Raw genomic sequence first — 13,598 nt, forward strand, 5'->3', positions numbered from 1 at the left:
GACGGGTAAGCCGTGCCGTTGAAGGCCCGTTGAAAGTTAAAAGTTAAAGGTTAAAAGGTCTTGCCCTGAAAGGCTTTCCCGCGGCCCGCTGCCGGTCCAGGGTTGCTTCAGCTTGTAGCTTGCAGCTTGCAGCCGCACCGATCGCGGGCAAGGCCTCCCCGCCCCCAAGACCTCCCCCGCGTTTCAACTTTTAACTTTTAACTTTCAACTCGCGTACCTTTCAACTTGCGTTCTCGCTGACAGCTATCTCGCCACCCGATTGACCCCATTAATCGCCGCTACCCGGTAGCCTTCCGCCATGGTCGGGTAGTTGAAGGTGGTGTCCACGAAGTAATGAAGGGTGTTGTTGGGCGCCGGCTGACGCATGACCGCTTGCCCGACGTGCACGATTTCCATGGCCTGATACCCAAAGCAGTGGATGCCCAGCACTTCCAGCGTTTCCCGGTGGAACAGAATCTTCAGCATGCCAACGCGCTCACCGGTAATCTGTGCGCGCGCCAGATTCTTGAAAAACGCCTGCCCGACTTCGTAGGGCACGCGCGCTTCGGTCAGTTCCTGTTCGGTGCGGCCCACCGAGCTGATGCCGGGAATGGTATAGATGCCGGTGGGCACGTCGGTGACCTGCTTGACCACTTCGCCGGACACAATCCCCGCCGCACAGAAGCGGCCCTGGTCATAGGAGGCGCTGGCCAGCGACGGCCAGCCCACCACATCGCCCACCGCGTACACGTTTTCGGCGCCGGTCTGATAGCGTTCGTCCACGCTCAATTGCCCTCGGCCGTTGGCCTGCAGGCCGATATTCTCAAGGCCGATGTCCTGGGTATTGCCAGAGCGGCCATTGCTCCACAGCAGCGCGTCCGCGCGCAGTCGTTTGCCTGACTGCAGTTCCAGGGTAACACCGCCGTCATCGGCGACCACCCGCTGGTAATGCTCGCTGTTGCGAATGGTGGCGCCCTGATCACGCAGGTGGTAACTGAGTGCGTCGGAAATTTCGGTATCGAGAAAGTCGAGCAAGTGCTCACGGCTGTTGACCAGATCCACTCTCATGCCCAGCCCGGTGAACAGGCAGGCATATTCGCAACCGATCACGCCGGCACCGTAAATAATCACGTTACGGGGCGTGTGCTCCATGGTCAGAATGGTGTCCGAGTCGTACACCCGTGGGTGATCGAAGTCCACGTCCTCGGGGTGATAGGGCCGTGAGCCGGTGGCGATCAGAATATTGGCGCTGCGCAGCAGCCATTGGCGGCCGGCGCTGTCGTCCACGCGCACCTCGCCCGGCCCCTGGATATAACCCCGCCCGGCGAACAGACGGACCCGGTTGCGGCCATAGAAATCGCTGCGCACCTGCACCTGGTTGTCGATCACCTCGCGGGTGCGTTTGATCAGGTCCTGCCAGCGCACGGTGCGCGGGTCGATCAGCCCCCGCAACAGCGGATTGCGCTGCGAGCGGATTACCTGCCGCACCTGGTGACGCAGAGCCTTGGAGGGAATGGTGCCCCAGTGGGTGCAATTGCCGCCGATCTGAGCCGGGCTGTCGATCATCGCCACCCGCAGCCCGCCCTTGGCGGCCTGCATCGCCGCCGCCTCGCCCGCCGGCCCGCTGCCAAGAATGACGAGATCCCATCCGGAACTGATATCCATACTGCCTGCACCTCCCCTGTTGCGATTCGAGACACCCGGCCGGGACGGATAGAAATTGCTCCGCGACTGTGAAACAGTAAACCGACCGTTATAAAAACTCTGTCAGACGTACTCCACCCGCCCCATTGCGCTACCCAGGAGCCCAGGTATGGACACCACACCCCACGGCAACCCCGACAACAAACCCTCTGGCGCGCGCCGCGCCGCCGCTGGCGCCGGGGGCTGGCTGCGCCGCCACCCACTGGGAACGGTGCAGATTCTGTTGTTGATTCTGCTGGCCATAATTGTGCTGCAGAATCTGGAACCGACCTCCATTGACGTGCTGTTCTGGACCGTGGCGCGGCTGCCGAAGCTGATGATCATCGTCATCAGCATGGTGCTGGGCGCGCTGACCTGGGAATTGATACGCCGCCACCTGAAGCCCCATGCCCGCGGCGCCACCCCTACCAGCCGAACACGTCCTTGATAAAAGGAATGGTCAGCGCCCGCTGGCGGGCCAGGGCGATGCGATCCAGCGTCGCCAATCGCGCCAGCAGTGCCGCCGGCGCGCGCTCACTGCGCATCACCATATAGCGCGCCACCTCGCCGTTGAGTTTGAGGCCACGCTCGTGGGCGCGCTCGGCCAGCAGCGCAGCGAGATCGTCCTCGCTGAGCGGTTGCAAGCGAATCACCGGGCCAGCCGCCAGCCGGGTGGCCAGATCCGGCAGGCTCCAGCCCAGCGCGCCGGGCGCCGCCGAGGCGCTGAACAGCAACGCCCCACCACGCGCCATCACCCGGTTGTAGAGATGAAACAGCGCTTCTTCCCAGGCGCGCTGACCGGCGAAGCGGTCCACGTCGTCCAGGGCCAGCAGGTCGAACTGCTCCATGGCTTCGAGCACCTGGGGCACCAGCGGCAACAGCTCCGAGGCCGGCAACAGACAGGCCTGGCGCCCGCGCACGCGCGCACGCCGCACCGCGCCCTCCAGCAAATGGCTGCGCCCCTGGCCGGGCTGGGCCCAGATCAGCGCCTGGCGCTCTTCGCCTTCGGCGGCGGCCTGCACGGTGGCCAGCGCCAGGCCGTTAGGGCCGGCGTGGAAGTTATCCAGGTCGTGGCCTTCGCGCAGTTCCAGAGCAAGCGGCAGTTGAGCGATCATCTATAAACGACAGTAAGTGAGCGAGGTTGAGCCGGCCGACGCGGCGGCGCCCGACGCGGCGGCGCCCGACGCATCGGCGCCCGACGCATCCGCGCAACGGCGCAGGCCGGCAACGCCATCCAGCAGATCCGCCAGATCGGCGCGGCCGCCGGCGAAATCCACCGCGAAGCTGAGTGCATTGTCTCGGGCACCGCGCAATTGCACCGAGCGTATCGCGCCCAGGCTGTTCAATTGCGCCTGCAACTGATGCCAGGCCTCCAGGGTATCGACACCGCGAACCATCAGGGCCTGGGCCTGATGGTTGCCGGCGCTGGCGCCACTGACCCGGTAACGGTCGGCCATTTGGGCGGTGATCCCGGTCACCATGCTGGCCAGGGCGGCGTCCTTGGAGGCCACCTGGTCACGCCCCTGGGTGACGGTGTCGCCACCGTGCAAAAGCCGCCAGTTGATGGTGGTGCGGGCGCCTTCGTAGATCACCGCGGTGGCCACCCATTCGGCGCCATAGCGCTGTGAGGCATCCAGCACCGGGCCATCAAACCGGCCGCGCACGTCCGCCACGGTGAGTGTACGTTTCTCGGTCTCATCCCATTTTGGCAGCGTCACCCGCAAACCCTGATCGATGGCCGCCTGTTGCAGGCGCGCGCCGGTCTCGTCGCCGGCGCTGACCATATCGCCCCGGCCACTGCCCTGATCCACCAGCCACACCAGCACCGGCGGACGCGACGCGCTCCACACCGGCGCGCCCTGGGCGGCCAGATAACGGCCCAATTCCTCGGCGTCGAACAGCGCATTGAGGGCGCGCGGTGAACCCTGCCGGTAGCTGTATTTCAGCAGCCAGCGCCGCGGGTCTTGCAGAGCCGCCGCCGCGCCGGGTTGCGCGTTAACATCGCTTTGCCCGGTGAGCCGGTGGATCACCTCTTCCAGGCCCTGGCGCAGGGCCTGCTGGTCCACGCTGGCGCCGCCCGCGCTGTCGTCCAGCGGTACCGTCACTTGCCCCAGGTCGCTTGCGGGGGCGGCGGTCGCCGCCGTGCCCATGGCCAACAGCAACCCGACAAGCACGGCTCGCCATACACGGCGTGGATGATTGAAAGTCACCTGATCTCTACTCCTGGCGTTCGCCTCGACGGCGCGCCGGCGGCCCGGACCGGGCCCGTGAATTTCCGGCGCGCATTATCTCCCATCTGACCGCCGCTGGCGAACCGGATTCCCCAACTCCATGTTTCTTACGCAAACACCCCGATATCGCCGCTCAGCCGTTTCCAGTGCCGGTGGTGGTTGCTAGAATACGCGGCCTTCATGACCCCCCGGAGCCCTCCCATGAGCGAACAGAAAAGGCCGTTGACCTATCGCGACGCCGGTGTCGACATCGACGCAGGTAACGAACTGGTGCAGCGGATCAAGCCGATCGCCAAACGCACCCGCCGCCCGGAAGTGCTTGGTGGTCTGGGCGGCTTCGGCGCTCTGTGCGCGCTGCCAGAGGGCTATAAGAATCCGGTCTTGGTGGCCGGCACCGATGGCGTGGGCACCAAGCTGCGCCTTGCCGTGGAGCACAATGGCCACGACACCGTGGGCATCGACTTGGTGGCGATGTGCGTCAACGATCTGGTGGTGGGCGGTGCCGAGCCGCTGTTTTTCCTGGATTACTACGCCACCGGGAAACTGGACGTGGACACCGCCGCCCGGGTGGTTGCCGGCATCGGCGAGGGCTGCGAACAGGCCGGTTGCGCGCTGATCGGTGGTGAAACCGCCGAGATGCCGGGCATGTACGAAGGCGAGGATTACGATCTGGCCGGCTTTTGCGTGGGCGTGGTGGAACGCGACGGCGTGATCGACGGCAGCCAGGTCAGCCCCGGCGACACACTGATCGGGCTGGCCGCGTCGGGGCCTCACTCCAACGGTTACTCGCTGATTCGCAAGATTCTCGAGCAGGCCGATGACACCGGCGACCTGGAGGGCAAACCACTGATGTCGCATCTGTTGGCCCCCACGCGCATCTATGTGAAATCCCTGCTCAACCTGATTAAACAAGTGCCGGTGCACGCCCTGGCCCACATTACCGGCGGCGGCCTGCCGGAGAATCTGCCGCGGGTGCTGCCCGACGGAGTGCGCGCCGTGATCGATACCCAGGCCTGGCAATGGCCGGCGGTGTTCCGCTGGCTGCAGGAGCAGGGGCAGGTGCCGGCGGCGGAAATGTACCGCACCTTCAATTGCGGCGTCGGCATGGTGGTGGTGGTGCCCGCCGATCATCTCGACCAGGCATTGGCGTTGCTGGAAGCCGGCGGTGAAACGCCGTTCGTGATCGGCGAGATCCGCGCCAGCGATTCCGCCGCGCCCGAGGTGCTGCTGGAAGGCCTGGCCACGTGACCCACCGGATCGCGGTGCTGATCAGTGGCGCCGGCTCCAATCTGCAAGCGATTCTGGATGCGGTGGAGGCCGGCACCCTGGCGGCCCGCGTCACCCTGGTGCTGAGCAATAAAGCCGCAGCCGGTGGCCTGCAGCGGGCGGCGCGCGCGGGCATTCCCCGCGCGGTGATCGACCACCGTGATTACGCCGACCGCGCCGCCTTCGACGCCGCCATGATCGCGCGCATCGACGAGCACGGCGCCGACACCGTGGTGCTGGCCGGTTTTATGCGTATTCTCACGCCCCTGTTCGTGAACCACTACGCCGGCCGTCTGATCAACATTCACCCTTCCCTGCTGCCCAAGTACCAGGGCCTCAATACCCACGCCCGCGCCCTGGAAGCCGGCGACCACGAACACGGCTGCTCGGTGCATTTCGTGACCGAGGAACTGGACGGCGGCCCGCTGATCGCCCAGGCCCGCATCGCGGTGGCCGAGAACGATACCGCCGCGAGCCTGTCGAAAAGGGTTCAGCGCTGTGAACATGAGCTGTACCCTCGGGTCTTGTCATGGCGCGCGGAGCAACGATTGCGCCTCACCGACCAGGGAGTGGAGCTGGATGGCGAACGTTTACCCCCACAAGGCCGGCAAACGGCCCTGGCTGCGATGGCTGAGCGCCACTAGCGCCGTTCTCGCGGTCCTGCTGCTGCCCGCTGCCGCCAGCGCCGAGCCGCCGCTGGCGGCGTTCTCCAGTCAATACCGCCTTAAAGCCGCCGGCTTTCCGTTCTCGGTGTCGGCGATGCGCACCCTCAAACCTCTCGATAACGGCGACTGGCGGATGGAAGTGCTGGCCCATAATTTTATCGGCGAGATTCGCGAAACCTCGGTGTTCACCTGGCGAGGCTGCACCCCGGTAACCCACTATTATGGTTATCTGCGCAAAGGCCTGGGCCAGGTGAAAAGCGCCGAGGTGCGTATCAGCGACGGCCAGGCCACCAGCGAGCGCAGCGAACATCAGCCCGCCCGCTTCGCCGTGGACCGCGACGCCAGCGACAAAATCGCCATGACCCTGGCGCTTCAGTGCCGGCTGGCGCGCGGCGACCAGGATCTCACCGTCAAGGTGGTGGATGAGCGCGAGCAGGAGGTCCAGCATTACGAAGTGCAGGGCAGGGAGACGCTCAAGCTTGGCGATCTGAAGCTCGACACGGTCAAGGTGCATCGGGTGCGCGCCGGCACCAGCAAGCGGCAGACCTGGTTGTGGTTCGCACCGCAGCGTGGTTATGAGCTGGTGCAGATGGTCCAGGAAAACAGCGATGGCCGACACGTTCTCACCCTGGAGCCGTCCCCATGAAGCGCGCCGTTTTGTTGCTCGCACCGCTGCTGTTGACGCTGTGCTCCACCCTGGCCATGGCCGAACCGCTGGCGCCGTTTTCCGCCAAATACCGCATTTATGTCAACAAGATTCCCACACCGATCACCGCCACCCTGACCCTGGAACCGGCCGGCGACGATCGCTATCACATGCTGTTTCTGGCCCGCTCCTGGCTGCTTGATAACAAGGAAGAGAGCTGGTTCCACTGGAACAACTGCCAGCCCCGCACCCAGCGTTACGTGCACGAGTTCAACGGCTTCGGCAAACACCGCTACCATCACACCGACTTCAACTGGGCCAAACACACGGTGATCAGCCGCTCCGAGGACGGCACCGAAAGCTTTCCGTTCCCCGCCGACGCGCTCGACGAGTTGAGCATGCTGCTGCGGGCACGGTGCGTGTTCGCCACCGGCGACAAGGAATACGACGCCACCAGCGTGTACGGCGACGACATCCGCCACCATCATTTCGTGGTGATCGACCGGGAAACCATCGATACACCAATGGGGGAACTGGACACCCTGGTGGTGGAGAAAAAGCGCGACAAAGACAACGACAGCAACCGCCGCACCCTGTTCTGGGTGGCCCCCAAGGTAGGCTATATGGTGGTCAAGGCCCGCCACATCGAAAGCGCCCTGCTGCACGGCGAACTCAACATGACGGAATACAGCGGGCCGGAGCCTGACTGAAGCAAAAGCAGTTAAAAGTTAAAAGTTAAAAGTTACAGGCGCGGGCACGTCATTGCCGTGGGAAGGGCCCTCGCCGCGTTCAACTTTTAACTTGAAACCTTCAACTTCTTTATGGTCGTCAGGCCCGCGGCAGCGTCACCCCTCTCTGCCCCTGATATTTGCCTTCGCGGTCCTTGTAGGAGGTTTCGCAGACTTCGTCGGATTCCAGGAACAGCATCTGCGCCACGCCCTCGTTGGCGTAAATGCGCGCCGGCAGGGTGGTGGTGTTGGAGAATTCCAGCGTTACGTGCCCTTCCCATTCCGGTTCCAGCGGGGTCACGTTGACGATGATGCCGCAGCGCGCGTAGGTGGATTTGCCCAGGCAAATGGTGAGCACATTGCGGGGAATGCGGAAATACTCGACGGTGCGCGCCAGGGCGAACGAATTGGGCGGGATGGTGCAGTAATCGCCTTTCACGTCCACGAAGCTTTTCTCGTCGAAATGCTTGGGGTCCACGGTGGCCGAGTGAATGTTGGTGAACACCTTGAATTCATCGGCGCAGCGCACGTCGTAGCCATAGCTGGAAACGCCGTAGGAAATCAGTTTGGCGCCGCTTTCGTCGGTGCGCACCTGGCCATTCTGAAACGGTTCGATCATGCCGTGTTCATGGGCCATGCGGGTGATCCAGCGATCGGATTTGATGCTCATTGCGGTCCTTGTGAGTCGGCGGCCTAGCAGGCAACGTTAGTCGGCCAATGTTACCCAAGCAACGCTGGAAAAACAGCCCGGCGCGCTGGCAGAGCCACTAATGTTGCACCACTTTCGGGAAAGAACGCCGTCCCGGCCGGGTCAGCGACAGCCGCGCCGCCATGCGCCGCGCCGCTTGCCGGTACAGGCGCGCCTCGGCGCTGTCCGGCTCCGCCACCACCGTCGGGGTGCCGCCGTCGGCCTGCTCACGAATCCGCAGCGATAACGGCAAGGACCCCAGCACCGGGGTTTGATACTGCTCGGACATGCGCTGTGCACCGCCCTGGCCGAACACATGCTCTTCGTGGCCGCAATTTGAGCACACATGCACGGCCATGTTCTCGACGATGCCCAGTACCCGGATGTCCACCTTGGCGAACATCTCCACGCCCTTGATGGCGTCCAACAGGGCGATGTCCTGAGGCGTGGTCACCACCACCGCGCCGGCCACCGGAATTTTCTGCGCCAGGGTCAATTGGATATCGCTGGTGCCCGGCGGCAGGTCGACGATCAGATAGTCCAGGTCTCGCCACAGGGTCTGAATCATCATCTGCGTGAGCGCCCCGCTGGCCTTCGGGCCGCGCCACACCACCGGCGTCTGGCGGGTCATCAGAAAACCCATCGACATGGTCTGAAGGCCATGGGCCGGCACCGGCACGAAACGGTCCCCTTCCAGAACCTCGGGCCGGGTGCCGTCGGGCAGGCCCAGCATCAGCGGCTGGCTGGGCCCGAAGATGTCCGCATCGAGCAGCCCCACCCGCGCGCCCTCGGCGCTCAGCGCCAGCGCCAGATTGACCGCCGTGGTGGATTTGCCGACCCCGCCCTTTCCGGAGGCCACGGCGATAATATTGGCTACCTGCTCCATCGCCGGCATGTCGTTCTGAGTGCGGTGCGGCTTGACCGCCACGCTCAGGTCCAGATTCAGCGCCAGGCCGTTCAAGTGGGGCGCCACCTGCCGCTCGATGCGCTCGCGCAGGGCATCGATTTGCGACGCGCAGGGGTAACCCAGGGTAATGCCCAGGTGCAGCCCGCCCGGTGATTCGGTCAGTTCGGTGACACACCCCGCGCTCACCAGGTCGGCGTAAAGATCCTCGGGGATCAATTCGGAAAGCGACTGTCTAACCGCCTGTTCGATGCTGGTCATGGAACCTCCTGCCGTTGAAGTGGGGATGATAGAGTGTCTGTTCACCACAACCAAACGCGGCGGCCCGGATCGGCCCGATTACCGCTTTTTTATTCATGGAGAGCCCGAAAAATGGCGAAGACGTCCCATCTTCTTGTGATTTCCCTGGCCGTGCTCGGCCTGAGCGCCTGCGGCGGCAATACCACCCAGGCACCGCCGCCCGCCCCGGCCGCGCCAACCGCCCCGGACACCGTCAGCGTTCAGGGCGAAGGCAGCGTCAAGGCACGGCCGGACACCTTCCTGCTGAGCGCCACCGCCCGCGAACGCGGCGATGACGTGGCCGCCATGAAAGGTAAGGTCGATCAGCAGGTGCAGAGCATGCTCGACCTCGCCGACCAGCTTAAGATCGAAGAGAAGAACGTGACCGCCAGCGACATTCAGATTTCGCCGGAGTGGCAATATCAGCCGGAGCGCAAGTTGATCGGCTATCAGGTCAGCCGTGAAGTGAATTTCCGGGTCGCCGGCGTGGAGAACTACGCCCGCCTGGCTGATGGTCTGGCCAAGCTGAACCTCAAGGAGGTCAACCCGGCCGGCACCGAAATCAGCAACGCCGACGAACTGGCCGACCAGGCCCTGGAAAAGGCCGTGGCCGATGCCCGCGACAAGGCGCAAATCCTGGCCCGCGCCGCGGATCGGAAACTGGGCAAGGCGATGATGATCAACGCCCAGGGCCAGAACATGCCCCGCCCGATGCCGATGATGATGGCCAAGGCCGCCACCGATTCCGCCACCGAGAGCTATCGCCCCGGCGAGCAGGAGGTCAGCGCCAGCGTGCAAATCACCTTTGAGTTGAAATAACGTTCCGCGCGGGGCGGCCCGCTTTGCACGCCGCCTCGCGCTCTTACTACCATCGAACACTGTCAAAATTCCTGTCTTGTCGGACAATCCCAGACGCAACGAGCGGCCAACGATGGCTAGACTGAAGCCATCAAAGGGATGCCGGACCCCGGCACCCACCAAAAAAGACCGCTTTGGGAGACAGGCATGAACCGCCCGCTCAAACAGCTTGAGCGCGCCATCGCGCACGCCAGCACCTACGAAGAGTGGCTCCAGGCAAGCCGGGAGCACGATCGGCTCTCCGGCGCCGACGAGTGGAAAGAGATCGACCGTTCCCCCCATTACGACTACGAACTGATCCGTAACCGCCTCTGGCAGATCCGCCAGGCCCGTGAGCGCGACAACGTCAATAAACTGGTGTTCCACCTTCATGAGGGCCTGCACGGCAACCTTGGCAATATTTCCAACCCGGCCCTGTATGGGCACAGCCGGGTGGGCACCAAACGGCTGATCGAACGCTACCTGGACGAAGTGTGCGCCGCCCTGGATTACCTGTGCGATGGCGAGTTCGAGGATTTCGGCCTGAAACAGAAGCTGGATTTCTTCGAAACCACCGGCCACGCGTTCGGCCAGAGTTGTCTGATGCTCTCCGGTGGCGCCGCGCTCGGGCTGTTTCACGTCGGCGTGGTGAAGACCCTGTGGGAGCTGGGGCTGCTGCCCTCGGTGGTCTCAGGCTCCAGCGCCGGCAGCATCGTCACCGCCGTGGTCGGCACCCACAGCGACGTGGAGCTGGCCGAAAAGCTGAAACCAGAAAATCTCTATCTGGAAGCGTTCCGGGCGATTGGCTGGAAAGGCCTGCTGCGCGGCACCCCGGTGTTGGATGGTGACCATCTGGAAGCCTGTCTCGAAGAGAACATTCTCGACCTCACCTTCGAAGAGGCCTACCGCAAGACCGGCCGCGAGATCAACATCACCGTGAGCCCCTATGAGCGTAACCAGCAGAACCGCCTGCTCAACTGGCGCACCTCCCCCAATGTGCTGATTCGCAAGGCGTCCCTGGCCAGTTGCGCGATCCCCGGCATTTACCCGCCGGTGAACCTGTGGGCAAAGAACATCGACGGCGAGCGGGTGCCCTACATTCCCGGCCGCAAATTCGTTGACGGCTCGATCCAGGACGACTTGCCGGTGCGCCGCCTGGCGCGCTTGTTCGGCGTCAACCATTCCATCGTCAGCCAGACCAACCCCCATGTGGTGCCGTTTTTGCCGCGCAGCGAGAGCACCAGCTCGAGCATCAGCACCCTCACCGACTGGGGCGTACGCAACCTCTCCATGAACCTGCACTACGCTTTGGAACTGGCCCACCGGCGCACCCGCTCCAACGACCTTGGCCTGTTGATTGAAAAAGCGCAGACCGTGCTTAAGCAGCGCTACATTGGCGACATCAATCTGATCCCGCCGCGCCAGCCCATGAACGCCCTGCGCGTGCTCACCAACCCGAGCCTTGAAGACGTGCGCGGTTTTATCCGTCAGGGCGAAAAAACCACCTGGCCCAAGCTCGCCGTGATCGGCAACACCACCCGCATTAGCCGCACCTTCCGGGATTGCCGCCGGCGTCTGGATCGTCTCGAGGAGCGCACGCTCAACCGGCTTCAGGTGGTCGCTACGGTCTGAGTTCGCATTTGCTTAGCTCAAATCCTTCTTGCCCGGGCCTTTAAAGGGCCCACCGCAATCATTATGTTCTGTGGACGAATAACAGATCAGGAGGACACCATGGCACTGCAACTCGGCGATACCGCTCCGGATTTCAAACAGGATTCCACCGACGGCCCGATCTCATTCCACGACTGGGCCGGCAAAAACTGGGTCATTCTGTTCTCCCACCCCAAGGACTTCACCCCGGTGTGCACCACCGAGCTGGGCGAAGTGGCACGGCTCAAGCCGGAGTTCGAAAAACGTAACGCCAAGGCAATCGGGCTCTCCGTGGACCCACTGGAAGACCACAATGCCTGGTGCGGTGACATCGAGGAAACCCAGGGCCAGGCCCTGAATTTCCCACTGCTGGCCGACGCCGACCGCTCAGTGGCCAAGCTGTATGACATGATTCACCCCAAGGCCAGCGACACCAACACCGTGCGCAGCGTGTTCATTATCGACCCGAACAAAAAGGTGCGCCTGACCATCACCTACCCGCCCAGCACCGGCCGCAACTTCGATGAAATCTTGCGCGTACTCGACAGCCTGCAACTCACCGACGGCTACAAAGTCGCCACCCCGGTCAACTGGAAAGACGGCGACGATGTGATCATCGTGCCCTCGCTGAGCAACGAAGAAGCGAAGAAGCTGTTCCCCGAAGGCTGGGACGAGAAGAAACCTTACCTGCGCGTTACCAAACAGCCCAAGAAGGGCTGATACCCCCCTCTCCCCAACCCCTCTCCCTCCCGGGGAGAGGGGCGAACCAAACCGTTCCCGGAGGTGCTCTCACTTCGCGTGCTGGCGTTGGACGCCAGACGCCAGAATATGACCCTTTCCCCCAAAGCATTGCCACTACGGGACAAGCCTCCGCGTCAGCTCAAACCGTTCGCTTGCGGGGTGAGCATCAGACGCCAACCTCCATAAAACAGCCCACGACCGGGCCCGCCCCAATTCATGTATTCGAAAGCGGACGACCGGAGGGTTTAGCGTGCCAGCGTGTTGCGTGTTGCGTGTTGCATGAAAGCGCGCCTCATTCAAATCTTTGGCCCGCTCCAAACACTTCTTTTTTACCTTGCGGAAAACGCGGGAAAAGCCCTTCGCCACGGTCAATCCGCCAATGCCCGAATAACATGCAGAGGGTCCTTGTGGATCGCCCTCAGCAATGCCTTGGCCGGGCCCGTGGGCTCACGGCGGCCCTGCTCCCAATTGCGCAGGGTGGCCAGTTGAACGTCGATCATGGTCGCGAACTTGGCCTGAGTCAGGCCGGTGGCCTTGCGGATGGCCTTCACCTGCACTGCGTCCACGGTGAATTCCCGTGAGGGCTGACGCTCGCCACGGTGAATCTCATCCATCTGCTGGACGCTTTCCATCAGGTCGTCAAAGAGTTTGTTCATACCGATTACCTCCACTGCTCGATAATCCGTTTGAGAGCCTTGCGCTCATCGGGGCTCAGGTCATCCTTTTCGTTCTTCGCATAAATCAGCAGTAGCGCGATTCGTGATGCCGATACGAAGTGATAGTAGATGACCCGCGCACCGCCCCGCTTCCCGCGCCCGCTGGAAGCGACCCGGATCTTGCGCAGCCCGCCGGTTCCCTGAATGACATCTCCCATGTCCGGGTGGTCAGCGAGCTGCCTTTGGAACGCCGAATAGCTTTCATCATCAAGCAAGTCGCGCAGGCGCTTGGTGAAAATGGGAGTCTCGATAAAGATCATGACCATATGGTACGCCAATGGCGTACATCAAGCAAAAATATGGCTCCCGTCGCAAGCGACGTCCGCTCGCCGTATACGGCGAGACGTCGAACCGGAGGGTTCCATCCAAGTCCTTCACCCGCTCCAAACAAAAAGGGCCGCTTGCGCGGTCCTGTGACAGGCGGCGGAGCGAAATTCAGCGCTTCCAACAGAGCAAGCCGCTGGCGCGGCGCTTTTCAGTCGGGTGAAGGGAATGTGCCTTTGGCATCCCGCGCAAGCGCGGGACCGTCGCAAGCGACGTCCGCTCGTCGTATACGGCGAGACGTCGAACCGGAGGGTTCCATTC

Annotated in this window: 15 protein-coding genes; 8 read left to right on the plus strand and 7 right to left on the minus strand. The window is 63.2% G+C overall.

The annotated features are described in order from the left end of the window. Nucleotides 1-243: 243 nt before the first annotated feature. Nucleotides 244-1,644: a Si-specific NAD(P)(+) transhydrogenase gene (gene sthA, locus CGS25_RS06945; RefSeq protein ID WP_101675023.1), complete on the minus strand. Its 1,401-nt coding sequence runs from the start codon at nucleotides 1,642-1,644 to the stop codon at nucleotides 244-246. A 148-nt stretch (nucleotides 1,645-1,792) separates the two neighbouring features. Between sthA and CGS25_RS06950 the strand changes: the two genes are divergently transcribed. Beyond that, a complete protein-coding gene (locus CGS25_RS06950; RefSeq protein WP_101675024.1) occupies nucleotides 1,793-2,110 on the plus strand; it encodes a hypothetical protein in 318 nt (105 codons plus the stop codon). Here CGS25_RS06950 and hda read toward each other — a convergent pair. Together hda and CGS25_RS06960 are read right to left on the minus strand one after the other, a co-directional pair. Next, on the minus strand, nucleotides 2,088-2,777 hold the full coding sequence (gene hda, locus CGS25_RS06955) for a DnaA regulatory inactivator Hda (RefSeq protein WP_101675025.1): 690 nt from the start codon (nucleotides 2,775-2,777) through the stop codon (nucleotides 2,088-2,090). The genes CGS25_RS06950 and hda overlap by 23 nt on opposite strands. Further along, entirely contained in the window at nucleotides 2,778-3,872 is a 1,095-nt protein-coding gene (locus CGS25_RS06960) for a DUF2066 domain-containing protein (protein WP_101675026.1), read from the minus strand. It lies immediately after the preceding gene. A gap of 222 nt (nucleotides 3,873-4,094) precedes the next feature. On the opposite strand from CGS25_RS06960, the gene purM reads away from it, so the two are divergent. Genes purM through CGS25_RS06980 form a run of 4 tightly spaced genes read left to right on the plus strand, consistent with a single transcriptional unit; the run spans nucleotide 4,095 to nucleotide 7,180 of the window. After that, entirely contained in the window at nucleotides 4,095-5,141 is a 1,047-nt protein-coding gene (gene purM, locus CGS25_RS06965) for a phosphoribosylformylglycinamidine cyclo-ligase (RefSeq protein ID WP_101675027.1), read from the plus strand. Further along, a complete protein-coding gene (gene purN, locus CGS25_RS06970; RefSeq protein ID WP_101675028.1) occupies nucleotides 5,138-5,803 on the plus strand; it encodes a phosphoribosylglycinamide formyltransferase in 666 nt (221 codons plus the stop codon). The genes purM and purN overlap by 4 nt, the downstream gene beginning before the upstream one ends. Continuing rightward, nucleotides 5,739-6,470, plus strand: coding sequence for a DUF3108 domain-containing protein (locus CGS25_RS06975; RefSeq protein ID WP_157933792.1), 732 nt, complete (start codon nucleotides 5,739-5,741; stop codon nucleotides 6,468-6,470). Before purN ends, CGS25_RS06975 begins: the two co-directional genes overlap by 65 nt. Next, entirely contained in the window at nucleotides 6,467-7,180 is a 714-nt protein-coding gene (locus CGS25_RS06980; protein WP_101675030.1) for a DUF3108 domain-containing protein, read from the plus strand. Before CGS25_RS06975 ends, CGS25_RS06980 begins: the two co-directional genes overlap by 4 nt. A gap of 118 nt (nucleotides 7,181-7,298) precedes the next feature. On the opposite strand, the gene dcd is transcribed toward CGS25_RS06980, so the two are convergent. Both dcd and apbC read right to left on the minus strand, forming a co-directional pair. After that, a complete protein-coding gene (dcd, locus tag CGS25_RS06985; protein WP_089032511.1) occupies nucleotides 7,299-7,868 on the minus strand; it encodes a dCTP deaminase in 570 nt (189 codons plus the stop codon). A 97-nt stretch (nucleotides 7,869-7,965) separates the two neighbouring features. After that, complete coding sequence (gene apbC, locus CGS25_RS06990) at nucleotides 7,966-9,051, minus strand: iron-sulfur cluster carrier protein ApbC (RefSeq protein ID WP_101675031.1); 1,086 nt, start codon at nucleotides 9,049-9,051, stop codon at nucleotides 7,966-7,968. Between the two features lie 111 nt (nucleotides 9,052-9,162). Between apbC and CGS25_RS06995 the strand changes: the two genes are divergently transcribed. From CGS25_RS06995 to CGS25_RS07005, 3 genes are all read left to right on the plus strand, one after another. After that, nucleotides 9,163-9,888, plus strand: coding sequence for an SIMPL domain-containing protein (locus CGS25_RS06995; protein ID WP_101675032.1), 726 nt, complete (start codon nucleotides 9,163-9,165; stop codon nucleotides 9,886-9,888). Between the two features lie 186 nt (nucleotides 9,889-10,074). After that, nucleotides 10,075-11,538, plus strand: a complete 1,464-nt coding sequence (locus CGS25_RS07000) for a DUF3336 domain-containing protein (RefSeq protein WP_089032514.1) — start codon at nucleotides 10,075-10,077, stop codon at nucleotides 11,536-11,538. Nucleotides 11,539-11,637: 99 nt separating this feature from the next. Further along, on the plus strand, nucleotides 11,638-12,276 hold the full coding sequence (locus CGS25_RS07005; RefSeq protein ID WP_089032515.1) for a peroxiredoxin: 639 nt from the start codon (nucleotides 11,638-11,640) through the stop codon (nucleotides 12,274-12,276). Between the two features lie 389 nt (nucleotides 12,277-12,665). Here the strand turns inward: CGS25_RS07005 and nadS are convergent, their stop codons facing one another. Further along, a complete protein-coding gene (nadS, locus tag CGS25_RS07010) occupies nucleotides 12,666-12,953 on the minus strand; it encodes a NadS family protein (protein WP_089032516.1) in 288 nt (95 codons plus the stop codon). A 5-nt stretch (nucleotides 12,954-12,958) separates the two neighbouring features. After that, a complete protein-coding gene (locus tag CGS25_RS07015; protein WP_198588715.1) occupies nucleotides 12,959-13,279 on the minus strand; it encodes a type II toxin-antitoxin system RelE/ParE family toxin in 321 nt (106 codons plus the stop codon). Nucleotides 13,280-13,598: the final 319 nt, after the last annotated feature.

The sequence above is a fragment of the Alloalcanivorax mobilis genome, from assembly GCF_002864685.1.
In the GTDB taxonomy this organism is placed as follows: Bacteria; Pseudomonadota; Gammaproteobacteria; order Pseudomonadales; family Alcanivoracaceae; genus Alloalcanivorax; species Alloalcanivorax mobilis.

Bases quoted from the DNA above. Each gene is read 5' to 3' on its own strand.
- apbC (WP_101675031.1), bottom strand. From the start codon at position 9,051: ATGACCAGCATCGAACAGGCGGTTAGACAGTCGCTTTCCGAATTGATC.
- CGS25_RS06975 (WP_157933792.1), top strand. From the start codon at position 5,739: ATGGCGAACGTTTACCCCCACAAGGCCGGCAAACGGCCCTGGCTGCGA.
- CGS25_RS06950 (WP_101675024.1), top strand. From the start codon at position 1,793: ATGGACACCACACCCCACGGCAACCCCGACAACAAACCCTCTGGCGCG.
- CGS25_RS07000 (WP_089032514.1), top strand. From the start codon at position 10,075: ATGAACCGCCCGCTCAAACAGCTTGAGCGCGCCATCGCGCACGCCAGC.
- purM (WP_101675027.1), top strand. From the start codon at position 4,095: ATGAGCGAACAGAAAAGGCCGTTGACCTATCGCGACGCCGGTGTCGAC.
- CGS25_RS07005 (WP_089032515.1), top strand. From the start codon at position 11,638: ATGGCACTGCAACTCGGCGATACCGCTCCGGATTTCAAACAGGATTCC.
- sthA (WP_101675023.1), bottom strand. From the start codon at position 1,644: ATGGATATCAGTTCCGGATGGGATCTCGTCATTCTTGGCAGCGGGCCG.
- CGS25_RS06995 (WP_101675032.1), top strand. From the start codon at position 9,163: ATGGCGAAGACGTCCCATCTTCTTGTGATTTCCCTGGCCGTGCTCGGC.
- nadS (WP_089032516.1), bottom strand. From the start codon at position 12,953: ATGAACAAACTCTTTGACGACCTGATGGAAAGCGTCCAGCAGATGGAT.
- hda (WP_101675025.1), bottom strand. From the start codon at position 2,777: ATGATCGCTCAACTGCCGCTTGCTCTGGAACTGCGCGAAGGCCACGAC.
- CGS25_RS06980 (WP_101675030.1), top strand. From the start codon at position 6,467: ATGAAGCGCGCCGTTTTGTTGCTCGCACCGCTGCTGTTGACGCTGTGC.
- CGS25_RS07015 (WP_198588715.1), bottom strand. From the start codon at position 13,279: ATGGTCATGATCTTTATCGAGACTCCCATTTTCACCAAGCGCCTGCGC.
- dcd (WP_089032511.1), bottom strand. From the start codon at position 7,868: ATGAGCATCAAATCCGATCGCTGGATCACCCGCATGGCCCATGAACAC.